A 16,444-nucleotide genomic window follows, 5' to 3' on the forward strand; every position below is an offset into this window, starting at 1 on the left:
CATCGACGTCTTCAATACAGAAGATATCAGTGCGGAATGTTTTCAAAACCAAGCCCGGACCCGGCCTGCGGTGACGTTGCTGGCGGTTCTTGGGCATCGCTTGCTGGCGGGGTTCCTTGTCTGAGTTGGACTTAGTTGATGGGGCTACTGGTCCCGGTCGCTGTCCCGCGCCTTTGGCGCGTGACAGCGCGCCTCTTTGGGAACGCAGAGATGGCTCAGCTGTGGTGGCGTCGCGCACCGATTGCTCCACTTTGGACTGCGTCGGACTCGCTGTTGTTCGAATCCCCTATCCCCTTTCGCTGGTTCGCGTTTTGCGCGAACTCCGCACTATTGGGGGTCAATTAGGCTTCCGTTGTTGGACCCGTCGCATCTTCCTTGCTCAACATCGCCCTCAGCTTCTCGAAGCTCTCCTCGCTCAGGCAATGCTCCATGTGGCAACCTTCTTGCGAGGCAACCTCTGCCGAAACGCCTGCTTCCTCGAGCAGCTCTACAAAAAAGCAGTGACGCTCCCACATTTGGCGGGCGACCTCAAGCCCTCGCTCCGTCAGGTGCACATCGCGCTTGCCCATTTCGACATAGCCGTTGCTTTCCAGCGTCGCCATGGCCTTGGAGACGCTTGCCTTGGTTACGCCAAGGTATTCGGCAACGTCAATCGAACGAACGGTACCCTGCCGTTCCGAGAGCACATAGATAGATTCGAGATAGTCTTCTCCAGATTCACGCAGGGCCATGGGCCGCCTTTCGCGATGGCTTCTAGTTAGCCTTTGGATACTTTTGCTTGATTTACTTTACCGCAAAAGTTGCCCATGTCTTACTACTTTGCCTAAAAGTTAGCCGTGTTTCACAAAACATGCGGGACGAAAACAAAATGGGGACGCCCCGCAAGGAGTGTCCCCAGCTGCCGGCAGAAAAGGAACGTCCCCAGATGCCGAATCCGCAGCTACAGCAGGCCAAAGTGTTTGGCGGCGTTGTAGATGCCGTCGTCGTCCACGGCGGTCGTCACGTAGGTCGCCACGGCCTTCACGGTATCCTGCGCGTTGCCCATGGCCACGCTCGTGCCCACGGCGGCAAACATCGACAGGTCGTTCTCGCCGTCGCCAAAGGCAATCGCCTCGCTCGCGTCGATGCCCAGGCGCTCCAGCGTCGCCGCCACACCCAGGTCCTTGCCGCCGTTTGCCGGAATAATGTCGCAGAACAGATCGCACCAGCGCGTAGTGAGCGAATGCGACACCGCATCGGTCACGATATGCTCGTCGGCCGGGTCCACAAAGGCGCAGAACTGGTAGACCGGTGCGTCAAAGGCGCGCTCAAACGGTTCCTCGTGGTAGACGATCCCCGCGTTGTTGCCGGCCGTCACCACGCGCTCGGACAGGCGGTTCACAAACGAGTTCTCGCCCTGCATACACAGCGAGTCGCAGCGTCCCTGCGCCACCTGGTCCACGATCACCGCAACGTCGTCCGGATCGATCGGGCAGCTGCGGTAAACCCCCTCGGCATCAAAGCAGTGCTGGCCCGAGAGCGTAATGTACGCATCCCAACCCAATTCGAACAGCCAATCGGGCATCTGATAGGTCGGGCGACCCGTGGCGATCACGCACGCAATCCCCTGCTCATGAAAGCTGTCGAGCACCTGCTGCGCCGACGCCGGAATCCGATGGGTCTTAAAGCTCAGCAACGTGCCGTCGATATCGAAAAACGCGGCCTTGATCATCCTCGCCTACTCCTCGCCCTCGAGCCTCTCGCTCGCCTCGAGCCACGCCAGCTCCAACTCGTCCATGGCGGCGTGGGCCTCGTCGATCTTTGCCTGCTGCTCGCCCAGCGCCGTGTAGTTGGTGGGGTCGACCTGAGCCATCGCGGCCTCGGCCTCCTCCACGCGGGCGCGCTGCGTCTCCATTTTGCGCTCGAGCGAGCTCACCTCGCGGCGAAGCTTCTGGCGTTCGGCGTTGGAAAGGCCATTGGGCTGGCCGCTCGACTTGGGCTTTTCGGCCGCAGCCGCCGCGGCACCGGTGTCAAACGTGCCGGTCTTGGCGCTCGGTGCACCCACGGGCTCGCCCTCGGCGGTGGCGTTGCACAGGCGCAGGTACTGGTCGACGCCGCCAGGCATATGCGTCAGATGGCCATCGAGCAGCGCCCACTGCTGGTCAGTCACGCGCTCCATCAAAAAGCGGTCGTGCGTCACCAGAATCAGCGTGCCGGGCCAGCCGTCGAGCAGGTCCTCGACAATCGCCAGCATATCGGTATCCAGGTCGTTGCCGGGCTCGTCCAAGATGAGCACGTTGGGTTCGTCCAGGATCGTCAGCAACAGCGACAGGCGACGGCGCTGGCCGCCCGAAAGATCGCCGATGCGGCTCCAGAGCTGCTGCGTCGTAAAGCCCAGACGCTCGCAGAGCTTCTCGGGTGAAGTCTCCTTGCCGTCAATGACGTAGTACTTCTTATAGTTGCCGAGCACCTCGCGGATCGTGTCACCCATGTAGGGCTCGAGTTCCTCGAGCTGCTGCGACAGAACGCCAAAGCGCACCGTCTGGCCAATCTTCACACGGCCGCGCGTGGGCTCAATCTTGCCCTGGATCACGTCGAGCAAGGTCGACTTGCCGGCGCCGTTCTCGCCCAAAAGACCATAGCGGTCGCCCGCGCCGATGAGCCAGGTCACATCGGTGAGCACCTGCTTGGGCGCACCATCGGTATCCGCATAGCCGGCATCCACGTCGATGACATCGATGACCTGCTTGCCTAGGCGGCTCACGGCAAGGCGCTTGAGCTCCAGCTCGTCACGCACGGGCGGTACGTCGGCGATCAGCTCGCGAGCAGCCTCAACGCGAAACTTGGGCTTGGTGGAACGCGCCTGGGCGCCGCGGCTCAGCCACGCGAGCTCCTTGCGCGCCATGTTGCGACGGCGCTCCTCGGTAACGGCGGCCATGCGGTCGCGCTCCACGCGCTGCAGGATATATGCGGAGTAACCGCCCTCGAAGGGATCGACCTGGCCGTCGTGGACCTCCCACATGCTGGTGCAGACCTCGTCCAAGAACCAGCGGTCGTGCGTGACCACGAGCATCGCGCCCTGACCGCGCTGCCAGCGGGCCTTAAGATGGCGTGCAAGCCAGTTGATGGTGCGCATGTCCAGGTGGTTGGTGGGCTCATCGAGCATGAGCACGTCGTAGTCGCCGATCAGCAGGCGCGCGAGGTCCACGCGGCGGCGCTGACCGCCCGAGAGCTCGCCTACCATGCCCTCCCAGGGCACATCGCTAATGATGCCGGCGAGGATCTGGCGCGTACGGGGGCTCGACGCCCACTCGTACTCGGGCGTGTCGCCCACAACGGCATGATGCACGGTATCGGTGTCGACAAGCTGATCCTTTTGGCCGAGTAGACCGATCGTGGTGCCGCGGCGGTGCGTCACGCGTCCGTCATCGGGCTCCAGCGTGCCGGCGAGCACGCTCAGCAGCGTCGACTTGCCGTCGCCGTTTTTACCGACAATACCAATGCGGTCGCCCTCGCCCACGCCGAGCGTCACGCTATCGAAAATATGCTTGGTGGGAAACTCTAGGCTGACGGAATCGCATCCCAAAAGAATCGCCATATGCCCTGCTCCTTCGTAGAAATTCAACGTTGTCCATGATAGCGAAAACCACCACAAAGGGGACAGGCACCTTTGTGGTGGTTTTGGGCAAGCGCACCAGCACGCGACGCAAAAAGGCGGGCCATCTCCCGCAAGAGATGACCCGCCTCTCCAATCAGCCCCGCGGCAACCGTGGCCGCCGCGGGCCTCAAGCATGTCCCGGACTAGGAGAACATGCCGGTGAGGTAATCATTCAGCCGCTTATCCTTGGGCCGTTGGAAAATCTCGTCGGTCTCGTCGTACTCGACCATATCGCCCATGTAGAAAAACGCCGTGCGGTTGGAAACGCGCGACGCCTGCTCCATGTTGTGCGTCACGATGACGATGGCGCGGTCGGCCACGATCGACGACATGAGGTCCTCGATCGCCAGCGTCGAGATGGGGTCGAGCGCCGAGCAGGGCTCGTCAAACAGGATTACGTCGGGGTTGAGCGCAAGCGTGCGCGCGATGCACAAACGCTGCTGCTGGCCGCCCGAAAGCGCGTAGGCGCTCTTGTCCAGCTTGTCCTTGACCTCGTCCCACAGCGCGGCGCCACGCAAGCTCTCCTCGACCATGCGGTCGAGCTCGTCGCGGTCGGTGATGCCGTGGCGCTTGGGCGCAAACGTAATGTTGTCGCGAATGGACTTGCGGAACGGGTTTGGCTGCTGGAACACCATGCCAATGGACCGACGCAGCTCGTAGGTGTTCTCGGTCTTGGTGTTCACGTTGCGGCCGCGGTAGTTGATCTCGCCCTCCACGCGACAGCCGCGAATCTCGCGATTCATAAGGTTGAGGCTGCGCAAAAAGGTCGACTTGCCGCAGCCCGAAGGCCCGATGAGCGCCGTGATCTCGCCCTTGTGAAAGTCGAGCGACGCATCGTGCAGCGCATGGTGGTCGCCATAGTACACGTTGACGTCCTTGGTGGAGACCACGACCTCGTCGCTCACGGCCTTGCCGCTCACGCGAACACGTTTCTCGCTCTCCCCCACGCTCGACAAAAAGTCCTGGGTGTCGGACGATGCCGCCTCGGTTGCGGGCGTTGTGTTCATCTCGCTCATTCGGCCGTCATCTTCCTTGCCAGTTGCTTGCCCACGATACGGGCGACTACGTTAAACAGCAGCACGCAAATCATCAGCAGTGCCGCGATGCCCCAGACGATCTGCTGGGCCTCGGGGCTGCCCTCGCCATAGATCTTGTAGATGTGCACGGCCAGCGACTCGCCGGGACGGAACACGTTCCAGGCGCAGGTGGGGCTCGACAGGTTAAAACTCAAGAAGTTCAGGCGAACCGGCGAGCTCATGCCCGAGGTAAAGAGCAGCGCCGCGGCCTCGCCAAACACGCGGCCGGCCGAAAGCACGATGCCGGTCACGATGGCGGGCATGGCCTCGGGAATCAGGATGTGCAGTGTGGCCTCCCAGCGAGTGAGGCCCATGGCAAGGCACGCATCGCGCTGGGCCTGCGGCACGTCCTCGAGCGCCTGCTGAATCACGCGCACCAGGATGGGGATGTTGAACATGGTGAGCGCGACGGCGCCGGAGATGATGGAGTACTTCCAGCCCAGCTGCACCGAGAACACCAGAAAGCCGAACATGCCTACGACAATGGAGGGCAGCGAGGACAGCGTCTCGATGGCGGTCGAGGCGATGTCGCGAATAGGCCCATCGGGCGCGTACTCAACCAAAAAGACCGCGCCGCCCAGGCTGATGGGCACCGAGATGATCAGGGTGATCAGCAGCAGATAGAACGAGTCGAACAGCTGGTAGAGCACGCCGCCCTGCGTTCCGTTGGCGCGTGCGGGCTGCGTGAGAAAGCCCGGCTGGAACAGCGTCGAGATACCCTCGAACAGGATGTAGGCCACCATGGAGACGACGATAAGCATGACGATGGCGACAATCGCCGTCAGCACGCCCGTGGCGATGCGGTCCTGCTTTTGGACAAGCCCGAGTCTCGCCTCGTCGATGTGGATGCGCATGCTAGCCACGAGCCTTCGCCCCCTTGCGGCCAATGAGATGGATGATCAGGATAAAGATGAGGCTCATACCCATCAGCAGCAGACCGAGTGCCCACAGGACGTCGTCCTGGGCCGAACCCTCGGCATAGACCGCCATGGACGTGGTGAGCGTGGTGGTGATGGTCGACGCCGGCGACAGCAGCGACGTCGGCATGGCCTCAATACCGCCGATGACCATGCGCACGGCGAGCGTTTCGCCAAAGGCGCGGGTCATGCCAAGGATGACTGCGGTCATGAGCGACGGCATGGCGGACTTAAGTACCACGTGCCAGATGGTCTGCCAGCGGGTGTAGCCCAGCGCAAGCGAACCCTGGCGATAGCTGCTGGGCACGGCGCGCAGGCCATCGACCGAAAGCGTGGTCATCGTCGGCAAGATCATGACGGCTAGCACGATGGCGCCGGGCAAGATACCCAGGCCCGTGCTCGCGTGGAAAACGCTCTTCATAAGGCCGACGACCACGTGAAAGCCGATTAGGCCAAAAACGACCGAGGGAATACCGGTCAAAAGCTCAATAAGCGGCTGAAAGACCTTGGACCCAAACTTAGGCTGGATCTCGACCGCAAAGATGGCAGAGCCGATGGCGATGGGCAGCGCAATGAGCGTGGAGAGCGCCATGACCGCAAACGAGGTGACGATCAGGGGCAGGGCGCCGGTGTAGGGCAGGCCGTTTTCGGCCGTGTTGGCCAGGTCCCATTTGGTGCCGGTAAAGAACTCGACGACCGAAACGCCGTCCTTGAGAAAAGCCGAGAGACCCTTTTGGGCGACCATAAAGATGAGCGCGGCAACAACAAGCGTCACGAGCGCTACGCACGCGCCCGTGACGCCCAGGCCCACGTTCTCAAGGTCGCGCTTTGGCAGCTGTTTTGCCATTGCAAACCTTTCCGGGGCGATTACCTATTTAGTGGAGACCTTGCCGCTGGCGTCCTTGACGACCTTCATGGCAGAGACGGGGATAAAGCCCTGCTCCTCGACGAGTTTGCCTTGGACGTCGTCGGAAAGCATGAACTTCAGGAAGGCCGTGGTGGCCTCGTCGGCGTCCTTAGCACAGTACATGTGCTCGGTCGCCCAGATCTTGAAGGAGTCGTCGGTGACGTTTGTGCTCTTGGGCTCGACGCCCTCGACCATGATGGCGTTGAACTTGGAGTCATCGAAGTGCGAGAAGTCAAGGTAGGAGATGGCGTTGTCGGTGCTGCCCATCTGAGTCTGGACATCGCCGGACTTGTCGAGCTCGGCGTCGCCCTTAAAGTCGACGGCCTCGTCGCCAAAGACGGCGGCCTCGAAGGTGGCGCGGGTGCCGGAGCCGGCCTTGCGGTTGAGAACGACGATCTTGGCGTCGTCGCCGCCGACCTCCTTCCAGTTGGTGATCTGGCCGGAGAAGATGCCCTTGAGCTGCTCGAGGGTCAGGTCGTCGACTGTCACGTTCTTGGAGACGACGGGGCCCATGCCCACGACGGCGACCTCGTGATCGACGAGGTTCTTGACCTGATCGGCCTCGAGCTTGGTCTCGGCGAAGACATCGGAATTACCGATGGTGACGGTGCCGGCGGCGACAGCGGTCAGGCCCTTGCCCGAACCGTTGCCCGAACCGGAGACGGAGACGTCGGGGTTGGCATCCATAAACTTCTCGGCAGCAGCCTCGACGAGAGCCTGGAACGAGGAGGCGCCGTCGTAGGTTACCTCGCCCGAGACGGACTCGGCAGCAGCGGCGCTACCCTTGTCGGCGGCGTCGGTTGCGCCTGCGCCGCCGCAACCAACGAGACCGAGGCCGACGATGCTGGCAAGACCACCAGCGAGGCCGAGGAACTGACGACGAGAATAAGCCTGATCGAGCATGATCTTCCTTTCATACAAGCGACTCGCGGGCACCCTGCCCGCTTTGCTGTTTGGAAAGATACGATCTCGATCGGGCAGCGCCCGCGTCAGCTGCGCTTTATTACGGGCATCTGATAGACCCTTACCGCAAGCGCGGCTCGGCTTTACAAACGAATAACAAACCCGCCACCAAGCATGACCCGCCTTTTACACCAGAGGAAGGTAGTCATTGGAGACAGTCTTGTTTGACTAGTCATTTAAGAACGTCCCCAACGACTACCCCAGCAACGCCGATGTTTTGGCAACGACAGCGAAAGCCCGCCAGAGCGAGCAAGGTGCCTTGAAACAAGGTGGCATTGATCTTTTGATCATGCCACCGAAGTTGAAAGGCAGATTGCCGCTCTGGCGGGCTTGCAGCGTCGACTGGTTACGCGGTTTGGTAAAACCGCGTAACTATAGTTCGAGTTCGTTGAGGCGCAGGATTGCCACGATGTAGATCTTGAGCGCCTGCTTGAGCTGTTCCTCGCTGGCGCACTCGTTGGGGCCGTGCATCTGGCCGCCCCACGCGGGCAGCTCAAGACCGGTCTCCTCGGGGCCAAACGACACGGCGCGGGCAAAGTTGCGCGCGTACGTGCCACCGCCCATGGCGAAGGGCTCAGCATGCTTGCCCGTAAACTCGTTATAGGTATCAATAAGCGCCTTCACGGCCGGATCGTCGGCCGAAACTGAGAACGGCACCTTGGCACGACCCACGCGATACGTCACACCAAAGCGGCCCACGAGCGGCTCGAGCTGCTCGCAGATGGTATCGGCACTGGTGCTATCGGGGAAGCGCACGTCGATGACCTGCTCAATGTGGCCATCCGCCACGCGAATGACGCCAGCGTTGCAGGTAAGCGGGCCAAACGCCGGGCTCGTCGCGTCGATACCCAGGCCGCGGCCATAGGCGTCCGCATGCACAAAGGCCAAAAACTTGACAAACTCGTGCTCGGCAGGCGTCAGCAGGCGCTCATCGCGTGCACCAAACGCGTCCTCAGCCTCGCGCAGATACGCCACGATCAGGCCGACGGCGTTGATGGTGCCCTCAGGCATCGAAGCGTGGCCGCCAATACCGTGGGCGAAAATCTGCGCATGCCCGCTATCGAGCGTCGTGATCTCCAGGCGGTCGGCGTTCTCGACCGGCGCCGGCAGCTCATCGGCGGCAATCGCAAGCTCGCAGATAGACTGCGACGGAATAGCGTTGCTCGCCTCGACACCGCTCCAGGACACAATGCGCCCGCCGTCGATCTTGGAGCTCACAAATGTCGCCCCAAACTGGCCCTTCTCGGCATTGCAGACCGGGAACTCGGCATCGGGCGTAAACAAAAAGTCGGGGTCTGCGTGGTTCTCCAGATAATGGTGAACGTCGGACATGCCCACTTCCTCATCGCAGCCCAGCAGCGCGCGGAAGGTATAGCGCGGCACAATGCCGTACTTGAGCAGGTACGCGCCGGCATAAAGCGACAACACCGCCGGGCCCTTGTCGTCGATCACGCCACGGCCGAGCAGCCAGCCCTCGCGGCGCTCCATCGCAAACGGGTCGGTGTTCCAGCCGGGGCCGGCGGGCACCACGTCTACGTGGCAGATGGTCGCGAGCTGCTTGTCGCCGCGACCCGGGATATCGGCAATGCCCACATAGCCCTCGTCGTCGCTCGTCTGGTAGCCGAGCTTTTGCGCAATGCCGAGCGCGCAATCGAGCGCATCACGGACCGGGCGGCCAAACGGCGCACCGGGCTCTGCATTGGCAGCAACGGCCACGGACGGATAGCTCACCAGTTGTTCGATATCGGCGACGACATCTTCCCAGACCTCGTCAACATACTCGCTAACGCTCTGCTCCACCTGATTCATGGACGACCTCCTTACCAATGAGCGACGGGTACGCCCGTCCCTCACATCACATACTTATATAGCGAAAAGTTTAGCAAGCTCGGCCACCGAGTGCACCACTGCATCGGCACCCGCCGCCTCGTGCTCGCCCGGCGCCGCCGCGCCCGAATAGATACCAATGCACGGCACGCTCATCGCGTGCGCGCCCTCGACGTCGTTAAAGCGATCGCCGATCATCACGGCCTCGTCGGCAGTCGCGCCGAGCTCTGCCAGGGCATCGCGGACCGAATCGGCCTTGGTCTCGCGCCCCTGAGGCGGATTCATGCCAACCACCGCTTCAAACTGAGAAAGCCCGAGCTCACGTACCATGTCGATGCACTTTGCCTCCATGCGCGACGTCGCCACGGCCATACGCTTGCCCCGGGCGGCCAACCCATCCAGCAACTCGGGGACCCCAGCGAACACGGGATACTCCTCCGGTCCCAGCTCATCAAAAAAAGCGCGGTACTCGTCGGCCACCACAAGCGACTCCTCGCGCGTAAAGCCGTAAAAGTCGTGAAAGCTCTTCCACAGGGGCGGCCCGATCATGCAGCGCAGGTCACCCATCTGCGCCTCCGAAAACCCGCGCGCAGCCAGCGTCTTGCGCGTCGAGGTCATCACCGCCCGGCCCGTATCGGCCACCGTGCCGTCAAAATCGAACAGCACGACCGGCCGCTTGCATATCTCCAGCGCCTCCATCGGCATTCCTCTTCCCCAGTTGACGATTTCCACACCGACACTTCAAACTGTTGACTATTCAACAATTGAACCTAGTAATGTGGAACGACTCAACTATACTTGTCGCACTTTGCTCTCAGAAGGCGGCGCGCAGGCGCCCCAACGAAAGGTGCAATTATGTCTTTTGCCATCATAACCGACTCCACGTCGGACATCTCCCCCGCCCGCGCCCAAGAGCTCGGCATTTACGTGATCCCGCTGCATGTGATTATCGAGGGCGAGGACCTGCTCGACCAGGTGCAAATTACCGCCCAGGAGTACGTCGCGCGCATGGCCGGCTCCGAGCAGCTGCCGCACACTTCGCAGCCGAGCGCCGGCGAGTTCAAGGCGCTCTTTGATCGCGTGCTCGCCGACGGCCACGACAGCGCCATCTTTATCTCGCTGTGCAGCGAGTGGTCCGCCTGCTATGCCAACGCCAGCCTGACGGCCGAAACGCACGAGCTCGACGTGCGCTGCATCGACTCGCGCACCGGCTCGGGTGCCGAGGGCCTACTGGTGGAGTACGCACTGGCCATGCGCGAGGACGGCCGCAGCCTGAACGAGACCGAGGCGCAGATCCGCGCGACGCTGCCCGACGCCCACCTGCTGCTGATTCCCCGCACGCTCGAGAACCTCGTTAAGAACGGCCGCGCACCCAAGCTCGCCGGCCAGCTCACGCAGATGCTCAACATTCGCCTGGCCGTTTCGCCGGAGTGGAAATCGGGCGAGATCAAGGCCATCAAAAAGGGCCGCGGCGCCAAGCGCATCGTCGCCAACACCATGGCCGATTGCCTCGCATTTTTGGCCGAGCATCCGGGCTCCAGCGTGCGCGTGCTCACGACCGGCGCCGCCGAGGAGCAGGAGCTCGTCAGTCAAGCGCTCGCAGGCCAGGACTACGTGGACGCCGGCACCGGCCCCATCGGCTGCACCATCGCCACCCACGTGGGCGTCGATGCCATCGCCATCAGCTACTGCCCCCGCTACCAACCTGCCAATTAGGGACAGGTTTATTTTGGCAGGTTTTATCTGGGCAAACGTTAAACGGTAACAAAGGCTTGCCTGGCAAGATCGGACATGCCAAAGCCGTCGAACAACCGAAGTACACCCAGCCACAACAAAGCCATCACGCCGACGCGCCGCAACTCAAGGCGCGCCGGCGTCTTTTTAGGAGTCGCGGCGGAAAAGGGGCCGTTTTAGCCAAAAGGCCGCGAAACGCTTCCCATTACGCCGCAACTTCATTGCCGCCCAACCAGCCAATCGAGAAATTGGCGGCGATCGATGCTTTGTCCAACCCCCTTGCGATACCCTCTGGGCAAAAAATGGCAAATATGAGTACTGTTACCAGTTTAGTAACAGCGAAATCTGGCTGAATTTGCCATCTTCCGCCAATTCCGAGCGTCATAAAGTCCCGAATCGCCATGTTTAGAGGGTTGATTATATCCAATCCGAATCGATTGGTCTTAAATACTTTCCAGATGATATGTTACCGCTCAAACCACAGTACTCATATTTGCCATTTTTTGCCCACAGGGTCTATTCGAGGATAGTTTCCTGCGCCTCCAGCCCACCTCATGGCCGCCAAAACCCATTCAGCAACAGCTACCGCACATTTTGACATCAGCCAAACACCACTCACGGAGCTGTACTCCGCTATCACCGAACCAAAATCAGAGTCGAGTCCCTTAAAAATCAAAATAACGTACCCTCATTTCAATGAACTCCGACAAGAACGGCATTTACATGAGCACCGTCACGCATCAATACGCCCTCATCGGGGGTACGCTATTCCAATTCAAGAAAACCGTCGCCCATGTATCGGAGCCGCACAGCCAAATCGTCATCTGCGGCAACGGTCCAGACATCCGTTATACAACGCTGGAAGAATGGGAGAAAGCTGGCACATCTTTCGATAGACGGGCGCAGGTCGAGGGTATCGTCACCAGTGCGAGCCCAGCGCGCGACAAACTCGAGCTCTTCCGCAATCTCTTTTCTGGCCGCAAAGATGTCTACGCTCATGGGTACCGCAGAAAAGACGGAGGAATCGGCTATACGCCCGTCTGCGCAAATGAGTGGAAGTCAGGCATTTGCCCCAAAGCAAGCCACCAGAGAGTCAAATGCACGGAATGCAGCAGCCGCGTCTTCCCCGAGTTGAGCGATGCCGCGATCATCGCCCATTTCAGAGGCAATGACGATAGGCTTCGAGACGTTATAGGCCAATATGTGCTCGATAAAGACAGTAACACGAAAGTCCTGGTCATCGATTTTGACGGAGCCGATTGGAAAGAAGCGACGAATGCCATTCGACATGTCGCAAAAAGCCACGGAATCGATGTCGCAGTCGAGCGATCGAGATCGGGCGACGGCGCACATGTCTGGTTTTTCTTCCTAGAGCTCGTCAGCGCAAAGACCGCACGAGATTTTGGAAGCGGCCTTATCACCGAAGCGGCGATACTGAACAAGACAATCACCTTCAAAGCATTTGACCGAATGCTGCCCGCGCAGTCCACCATTCCTGAGGGCGGCTTTGGAAATCTCATAGCGCTGCCTTTTCAAGGAAAAGCGCAGCGAAAAGGGAACAGCGTATTTGTTGACGAGCAATTTGAGCCCTTTCCCGATCAATGGCTTTACCTTTCGCAAATCCAGTTAATCCCGCGCGTGACGGTGCAAAATCTGATCGAGAGCATCGAAAATAGGTCACATGGAATAGCAGCTGTTGCGGCGGCAAACACCGGTGTGCCACATTCCCAGAGACTGCGAAAGCGGCTCCCGCTCACACCGCGGGACTTCCCGTCATCGCTGTCCGTCACGCAGGCCGATATGCTCTATATCCCCGAAAAATCTCTGAGTCCCGCAGCTCAAATGGAAGTCCGCAGGCTTGCAACATTTGCCAACCCAGAATTCTTCCGCGCACAATCTATGCATCAATCGGTATTCGGCAAACCGCGGTTCATAGACCTCAGCGAACTTAGAGATGGCTACGTCGCGATTCCCAGAGGCTGCAAGGTTCAACTTGAGCGGCTGCTTCAAGAAGCCGGCGTTTCTGCCCACTATTCAGACAAACGCAAGTCGAGCAATCCAATTGTGATGGCATTTAAAGGGACTCTTCGCCCTGAACAACAAATTGTCGCTGAACAGATGCTCGGCTATGAAGACGGGATCATGTCCGCACCGACGGGGTTCGGCAAAACCGTCATCGGAGCTTATCTTATTGCTGCCATTGGTCTTCCAACGCTCGTCATCGTTCCTAAAACTGCGCTCATTGCCCAATGGAAATCCCAACTCGAACGATTTCTCGACATCACGGACAACAGAGAGCCCGTCCGAACCCCAAAGGGACGAATCAGCAAAAGACAGCCTCCGCTCATTGGGCAAATCGGAGGAGGCAAGACCGCCATAAGCCGTCTCATCGACATTGCTTCATTCCAGTCGCTATCCGGCAAGGATCCCCAAACCGGCGAGTCATTAGCCAAGGAGTTTGTTCGCGATTACAGTCTCATCATCTGTGACGAATGCCACCATGCGGCCGCGCCACAGCTTGAGCTTGTCCTCAAGTCCGCTCCTGCCAAATATGTATATGGCCTTTCCGCAACGCCCGAGCGTTCGGACGGACTCACGCGGGCACTCTCGATGCTCTGCGGCCCGGTTCGCTATGTCGTCGATCCAAAAACGCAAGCAATCCAGCAGGGGATTCAGCGCATTGTTAGACCGCGTTTCACCGGAATTCGATTACCCACCTACGAACCAGGAGCATCCTTTAACCAAATTCTCGATCTCCTGTGTGTACACGCCGCGAGAAACGAAGCAATTATCGAGGACGCCCTCGAGGCCGCATCAAACGGCCGGCATCCGCTTGTGCTATCTAAAAGAAAAAAGCATGCCGAAGAGCTATGCAGGCTACTTCAAAGCCGTGGACACGAACCCATACTCTTAACCGGAGAAATCGACGCCAAAGAAAGAAAAGCAATACTGAAGAGTCTTCCCAGCTTTGAGCATGAGCATCGAATCATCGTCGCAACTGAAAGTCTTCTGGGCGAGGGCTTCGACCTGTCTTACCTTGACACTTTGCTCATTGCCACTCCAATATCTTGGGACGGCAGCATAACGCAGCAGGCAGGTAGGCTACACAGAAGCCACGAGGGCAAACAGCGGGTTGAGATATTCGACTATGTTGACCTGTCGATACCCATGTTCGCGCGCATGTACCAAAAGAGGCTCAAGACCTACGCCAAGCTGGGATATAAAGTCTTTGCGGCAAACGACAACAGACAGGACGATCGAAATATCCTCGTTAGGTCGGCAAGAGCCGTGGAGGCTTTAGCGAATGACATCGAGAACGCATCGAAAAGCATTTTTATTGCCGCACCCTACGCGTCCGCCGCATGCCTTGAAAAGCTCGCCGCTGCACTCGCGGATGCCGCTACCCGTGGAATTGCCCTTGAGATTTCTATTGCTTCAACTCCACGCGATGACGTGAAAGCGATTTTTGCCGAGATGAACGTCAACTATCTCATCAAAGCCGAAGGACGCCTGTGCGCATCAGTGATTGACGAGGAAACTGTCTGGTACGGAGCTATTCCGTTGCTGGCTTTCCCAAAGAAAGAAGACTGCAGCATTCGTTTCAAAAGCAGCGAAGTCGCAGCCGAGCTTTTGAGCGAAATTCAGCGAAAAGTGGAACCGGAGGCCGCGGCGACGAACGGGGTACCCCCAGCAGTTGCGGTTAAATAGGGACTGTTTTTGACTTATTAGCCGTCAATCAATCCCTATTCCACCGCAACTTAGAAATCGGCAATCAGCCCTGCGGGCCCTGGAACAGCTCCTCATGCGAGCCCATTCTGACCAGCCGGATCACAGGATTAGTCTTATGCGGTAAGTAGAGAACGACCACGTCGACCAAGCCATCGGATAGGTGGAAATCGATGTGGCCGTTGTAGTTTCCGCCCGGGTTTGAAAGCTCATGGGCGCCATATTCCGCGGGAAGCAAGCCGTGAGCTGCAAGCTCTGCGACTGCCGCCTTAAACTCACTCTTTAGCTGCGGATGCATGCGCATCGTTCGTTTGTAGTCCGCCTTAAATTGAGCCTCGACTTTAATCTCGAACATCGCTATTCCTCATCGAGGAATGTCATAAGCTCATCAGCGTTGTTGAATGACGGGCTATCGTCCGGCAAAATCCCCAACTCATGAGCCTCGGCGATCACCATGGCACGCCTCGTCGCCTCGTTAGGCACCTCCGCCCTTCCTACAATCTCAAAAGGAATCTTTCGCTGATTTACAAGCTGCCGAACGGCAAGATTGAGATAGGAATTGAGGCTGAGGCCGACCGAATCCAAGAACTCAGTCGCCTGCTCCTTGAGCCCCTCTTCGATGCGAACCGTCGTAGGCTTAACCGTTGCAGTAGACATACGCGACCTCCTCGCCCTCGTCTTTTACGTCAGTATACCCAATATAAATGTCAACCTGACGTTAGATAGCATCAGATTGCCATGCATATTCATGTCGCTGTGGGCACGATTGCTCTACATCAACCCGCCGAGCGCAATGTCGACGGCCTCGTTGAAGTCGTCAGTGATGTGCACCAGCTCCGGATCGAGCGGGCTAATCATACCGGCGTCCATCACCGGGCCGTTGAGCCAGTCGAACAGGCCCTGCCAGTACTCGGTTCCCACCAAAACGAGCGGCATGCGCTTGACCTTGTGCGTCTGTACCAGCGTGAGCACCTCGAACATCTCGTCGAGCGTACCAAAGCCACCAGGAAACACGATGGCGCCCGAGCTGGATTTGACGAACATGGTCTTGCGCACAAAGAAGTAACGGAAGTCCATGCCAAGGTTCACGTATTTGTTGAGCCCGTGCTCGTGCGGCAGCTCGATACCCAAGCCGACCGACTTGCCGTTGACACTTGCCGCTCCCCTGTTGGCCGCTTCCATGATGCCGGGGCCGCCGCCGGTGATGACCGCCACGCCACGTTGCGCGATCTTGCGTCCGACGGTACGCGCCGCCTTGTAGAGCGGATCGGTCTTGGGCGTGCGGGCGCTACCGAAGATGGTCACCGCAGGACCAAGCTCGGCAAGCGCGCCAAAACCATCGACAAACTCTGCCTGGATGCGCAGCACGCGCCACGGATCAGCATGCAGCCAGTCGGTCGAGTCCTCGGGCGCCAGCAGGTTGGCGTAGGTGTTGTCCTTGGGAATCATGGGACCGCGCATGACCACGGGGCCGCGGCGGTACGTCTCGTCGTAGGCTGGCTCGCCCTCGACGTTCTCATTCTTAATCATGGGATACTCCTATCGAGAAAAAGAAAAACGGGCGGGGTCGACGCCATGCGCCAAACATCCGCCCGAACATCAACTATTCGGTATGGTACCCACGATGCATCAAGTGCTTGCAAGCTATCGGTCATCG

15 protein-coding genes are annotated in these 16,444 nt (G+C 59.4%); 2 read left to right on the forward strand and 13 right to left on the reverse strand.

Going from position 1 to position 16,444, the window contains the following annotated elements:
* Nucleotides 1-341: 341 nt before the first annotated feature.
* The 9 genes from DXC18_RS07680 to DXC18_RS07720 form a co-directional block, all read right to left on the reverse strand.
* Nucleotides 342-731 (reverse strand): metal-dependent transcriptional regulator, encoded by a 390-nt coding sequence (locus DXC18_RS07680; RefSeq protein WP_117583779.1) that lies wholly within the window; start codon nt 729-731, stop codon nt 342-344.
* Nucleotides 732-940: 209 nt separating this feature from the next.
* Nucleotides 941-1,711, reverse strand: a complete 771-nt coding sequence (locus DXC18_RS07685; RefSeq protein ID WP_117583780.1) for a Cof-type HAD-IIB family hydrolase — start codon at nt 1,709-1,711, stop codon at nt 941-943.
* A gap of 6 nt (nt 1,712-1,717) precedes the next feature.
* Entirely contained in the window at nt 1,718-3,577 is a 1,860-nt protein-coding gene (locus DXC18_RS07690; RefSeq protein WP_117716842.1) for an ABC-F family ATP-binding cassette domain-containing protein, read from the reverse strand.
* Nucleotides 3,578-3,780: 203 nt separating this feature from the next.
* The gene (gene pstB, locus DXC18_RS07695; protein WP_199412244.1) at nt 3,781-4,653 is read right to left on the reverse strand and encodes a phosphate ABC transporter ATP-binding protein PstB; all 873 of its coding nucleotides are present in this window, start codon (nt 4,651-4,653) and stop codon (nt 3,781-3,783) included.
* Entirely contained in the window at nt 4,650-5,567 is a 918-nt protein-coding gene (pstA, locus tag DXC18_RS07700) for a phosphate ABC transporter permease PstA (RefSeq protein ID WP_117716843.1), read from the reverse strand. The genes pstB and pstA overlap by 4 nt, the downstream gene beginning before the upstream one ends.
* 1 nt (nt 5,568) lies before the next feature.
* Entirely contained in the window at nt 5,569-6,477 is a 909-nt protein-coding gene (pstC, locus tag DXC18_RS07705) for a phosphate ABC transporter permease subunit PstC (RefSeq protein ID WP_117716844.1), read from the reverse strand.
* A 24-nt stretch (nt 6,478-6,501) separates the two neighbouring features.
* Complete coding sequence (locus DXC18_RS07710) at nt 6,502-7,440, reverse strand: phosphate ABC transporter substrate-binding protein (RefSeq protein ID WP_117716845.1); 939 nt, start codon at nt 7,438-7,440, stop codon at nt 6,502-6,504.
* A 432-nt stretch (nt 7,441-7,872) separates the two neighbouring features.
* The gene (locus DXC18_RS07715) at nt 7,873-9,309 is read right to left on the reverse strand and encodes a M20 family metallopeptidase (protein ID WP_117716846.1); all 1,437 of its coding nucleotides are present in this window, start codon (nt 9,307-9,309) and stop codon (nt 7,873-7,875) included.
* Between the two features lie 54 nt (nt 9,310-9,363).
* Nucleotides 9,364-10,026: an HAD hydrolase-like protein gene (locus tag DXC18_RS07720; RefSeq protein WP_158552050.1), complete on the reverse strand. Its 663-nt coding sequence runs from the start codon at nt 10,024-10,026 to the stop codon at nt 9,364-9,366.
* Between the two features lie 156 nt (nt 10,027-10,182).
* On the opposite strand from DXC18_RS07720, the gene DXC18_RS07725 reads away from it, so the two are divergent.
* The gene (locus DXC18_RS07725) at nt 10,183-11,043 is read left to right on the forward strand and encodes a DegV family protein (protein ID WP_117716848.1); all 861 of its coding nucleotides are present in this window, start codon (nt 10,183-10,185) and stop codon (nt 11,041-11,043) included.
* A gap of 223 nt (nt 11,044-11,266) precedes the next feature.
* Here DXC18_RS07725 and DXC18_RS10600 read toward each other — a convergent pair whose 3' ends face one another.
* Nucleotides 11,267-11,464, reverse strand: coding sequence for a hypothetical protein (locus DXC18_RS10600; RefSeq protein WP_199412245.1), 198 nt, complete (start codon nt 11,462-11,464; stop codon nt 11,267-11,269).
* Between the two features lie 293 nt (nt 11,465-11,757).
* Here DXC18_RS10600 and DXC18_RS07735 point away from each other — a divergent pair, with 293 nt between their 5' ends.
* Entirely contained in the window at nt 11,758-14,769 is a 3,012-nt protein-coding gene (locus tag DXC18_RS07735; protein WP_117716850.1) for a DEAD/DEAH box helicase family protein, read from the forward strand.
* Nucleotides 14,770-14,833: 64 nt separating this feature from the next.
* Here DXC18_RS07735 and DXC18_RS07740 read toward each other — a convergent pair whose 3' ends face one another.
* From DXC18_RS07740 to DXC18_RS07750, 3 genes are all read right to left on the reverse strand, one after another.
* Complete coding sequence (locus tag DXC18_RS07740; protein ID WP_117716851.1) at nt 14,834-15,142, reverse strand: type II toxin-antitoxin system YafQ family toxin; 309 nt, start codon at nt 15,140-15,142, stop codon at nt 14,834-14,836.
* Nucleotides 15,143-15,144: 2 nt separating this feature from the next.
* On the reverse strand, nt 15,145-15,444 hold the full coding sequence (locus DXC18_RS07745; RefSeq protein ID WP_117716852.1) for a type II toxin-antitoxin system RelB/DinJ family antitoxin: 300 nt from the start codon (nt 15,442-15,444) through the stop codon (nt 15,145-15,147).
* A 114-nt stretch (nt 15,445-15,558) separates the two neighbouring features.
* On the reverse strand, nt 15,559-16,317 hold the full coding sequence (locus tag DXC18_RS07750) for a TIGR00730 family Rossman fold protein (protein ID WP_117716853.1): 759 nt from the start codon (nt 16,315-16,317) through the stop codon (nt 15,559-15,561).
* Between the last annotated feature and the right edge of the window lie 127 nt (nt 16,318-16,444).

This window comes from Collinsella sp. OM08-14AT (assembly GCF_003438115.1).
In the GTDB taxonomy this organism is placed as follows: domain Bacteria; phylum Actinomycetota; class Coriobacteriia; order Coriobacteriales; family Coriobacteriaceae; genus Collinsella.

Excerpts from the sequence above, each read along its gene's own strand:
- pstA (WP_117716843.1), bottom strand. The coding sequence starts at position 5,567 with ATGCGCATCCACATCGACGAGGCGAGACTCGGGCTTGTCCAAAAGCAG.
- DXC18_RS07740 (WP_117716851.1), bottom strand. The coding sequence starts at position 15,142 with ATGTTCGAGATTAAAGTCGAGGCTCAATTTAAGGCGGACTACAAACGA.
- pstC (WP_117716844.1), bottom strand. The coding sequence starts at position 6,477 with ATGGCAAAACAGCTGCCAAAGCGCGACCTTGAGAACGTGGGCCTGGGC.
- DXC18_RS07710 (WP_117716845.1), bottom strand. The coding sequence starts at position 7,440 with ATGCTCGATCAGGCTTATTCTCGTCGTCAGTTCCTCGGCCTCGCTGGT.
- DXC18_RS07690 (WP_117716842.1), bottom strand. The coding sequence starts at position 3,577 with ATGGCGATTCTTTTGGGATGCGATTCCGTCAGCCTAGAGTTTCCCACC.
- DXC18_RS07720 (WP_158552050.1), bottom strand. The coding sequence starts at position 10,026 with ATGGAGGCGCTGGAGATATGCAAGCGGCCGGTCGTGCTGTTCGATTTT.
- DXC18_RS07745 (WP_117716852.1), bottom strand. The coding sequence starts at position 15,444 with ATGTCTACTGCAACGGTTAAGCCTACGACGGTTCGCATCGAAGAGGGG.
- pstB (WP_199412244.1), bottom strand. The coding sequence starts at position 4,653 with ATGAGCGAGATGAACACAACGCCCGCAACCGAGGCGGCATCGTCCGAC.
- DXC18_RS07680 (WP_117583779.1), bottom strand. The coding sequence starts at position 731 with ATGGCCCTGCGTGAATCTGGAGAAGACTATCTCGAATCTATCTATGTG.
- DXC18_RS07715 (WP_117716846.1), bottom strand. The coding sequence starts at position 9,309 with ATGAATCAGGTGGAGCAGAGCGTTAGCGAGTATGTTGACGAGGTCTGG.
- DXC18_RS07685 (WP_117583780.1), bottom strand. The coding sequence starts at position 1,711 with ATGATCAAGGCCGCGTTTTTCGATATCGACGGCACGTTGCTGAGCTTT.
- DXC18_RS07735 (WP_117716850.1), top strand. The coding sequence starts at position 11,758 with ATGAACTCCGACAAGAACGGCATTTACATGAGCACCGTCACGCATCAA.
- DXC18_RS07750 (WP_117716853.1), bottom strand. The coding sequence starts at position 16,317 with ATGATTAAGAATGAGAACGTCGAGGGCGAGCCAGCCTACGACGAGACG.
- DXC18_RS10600 (WP_199412245.1), bottom strand. The coding sequence starts at position 11,464 with ATGGCGATTCGGGACTTTATGACGCTCGGAATTGGCGGAAGATGGCAA.
- DXC18_RS07725 (WP_117716848.1), top strand. The coding sequence starts at position 10,183 with ATGTCTTTTGCCATCATAACCGACTCCACGTCGGACATCTCCCCCGCC.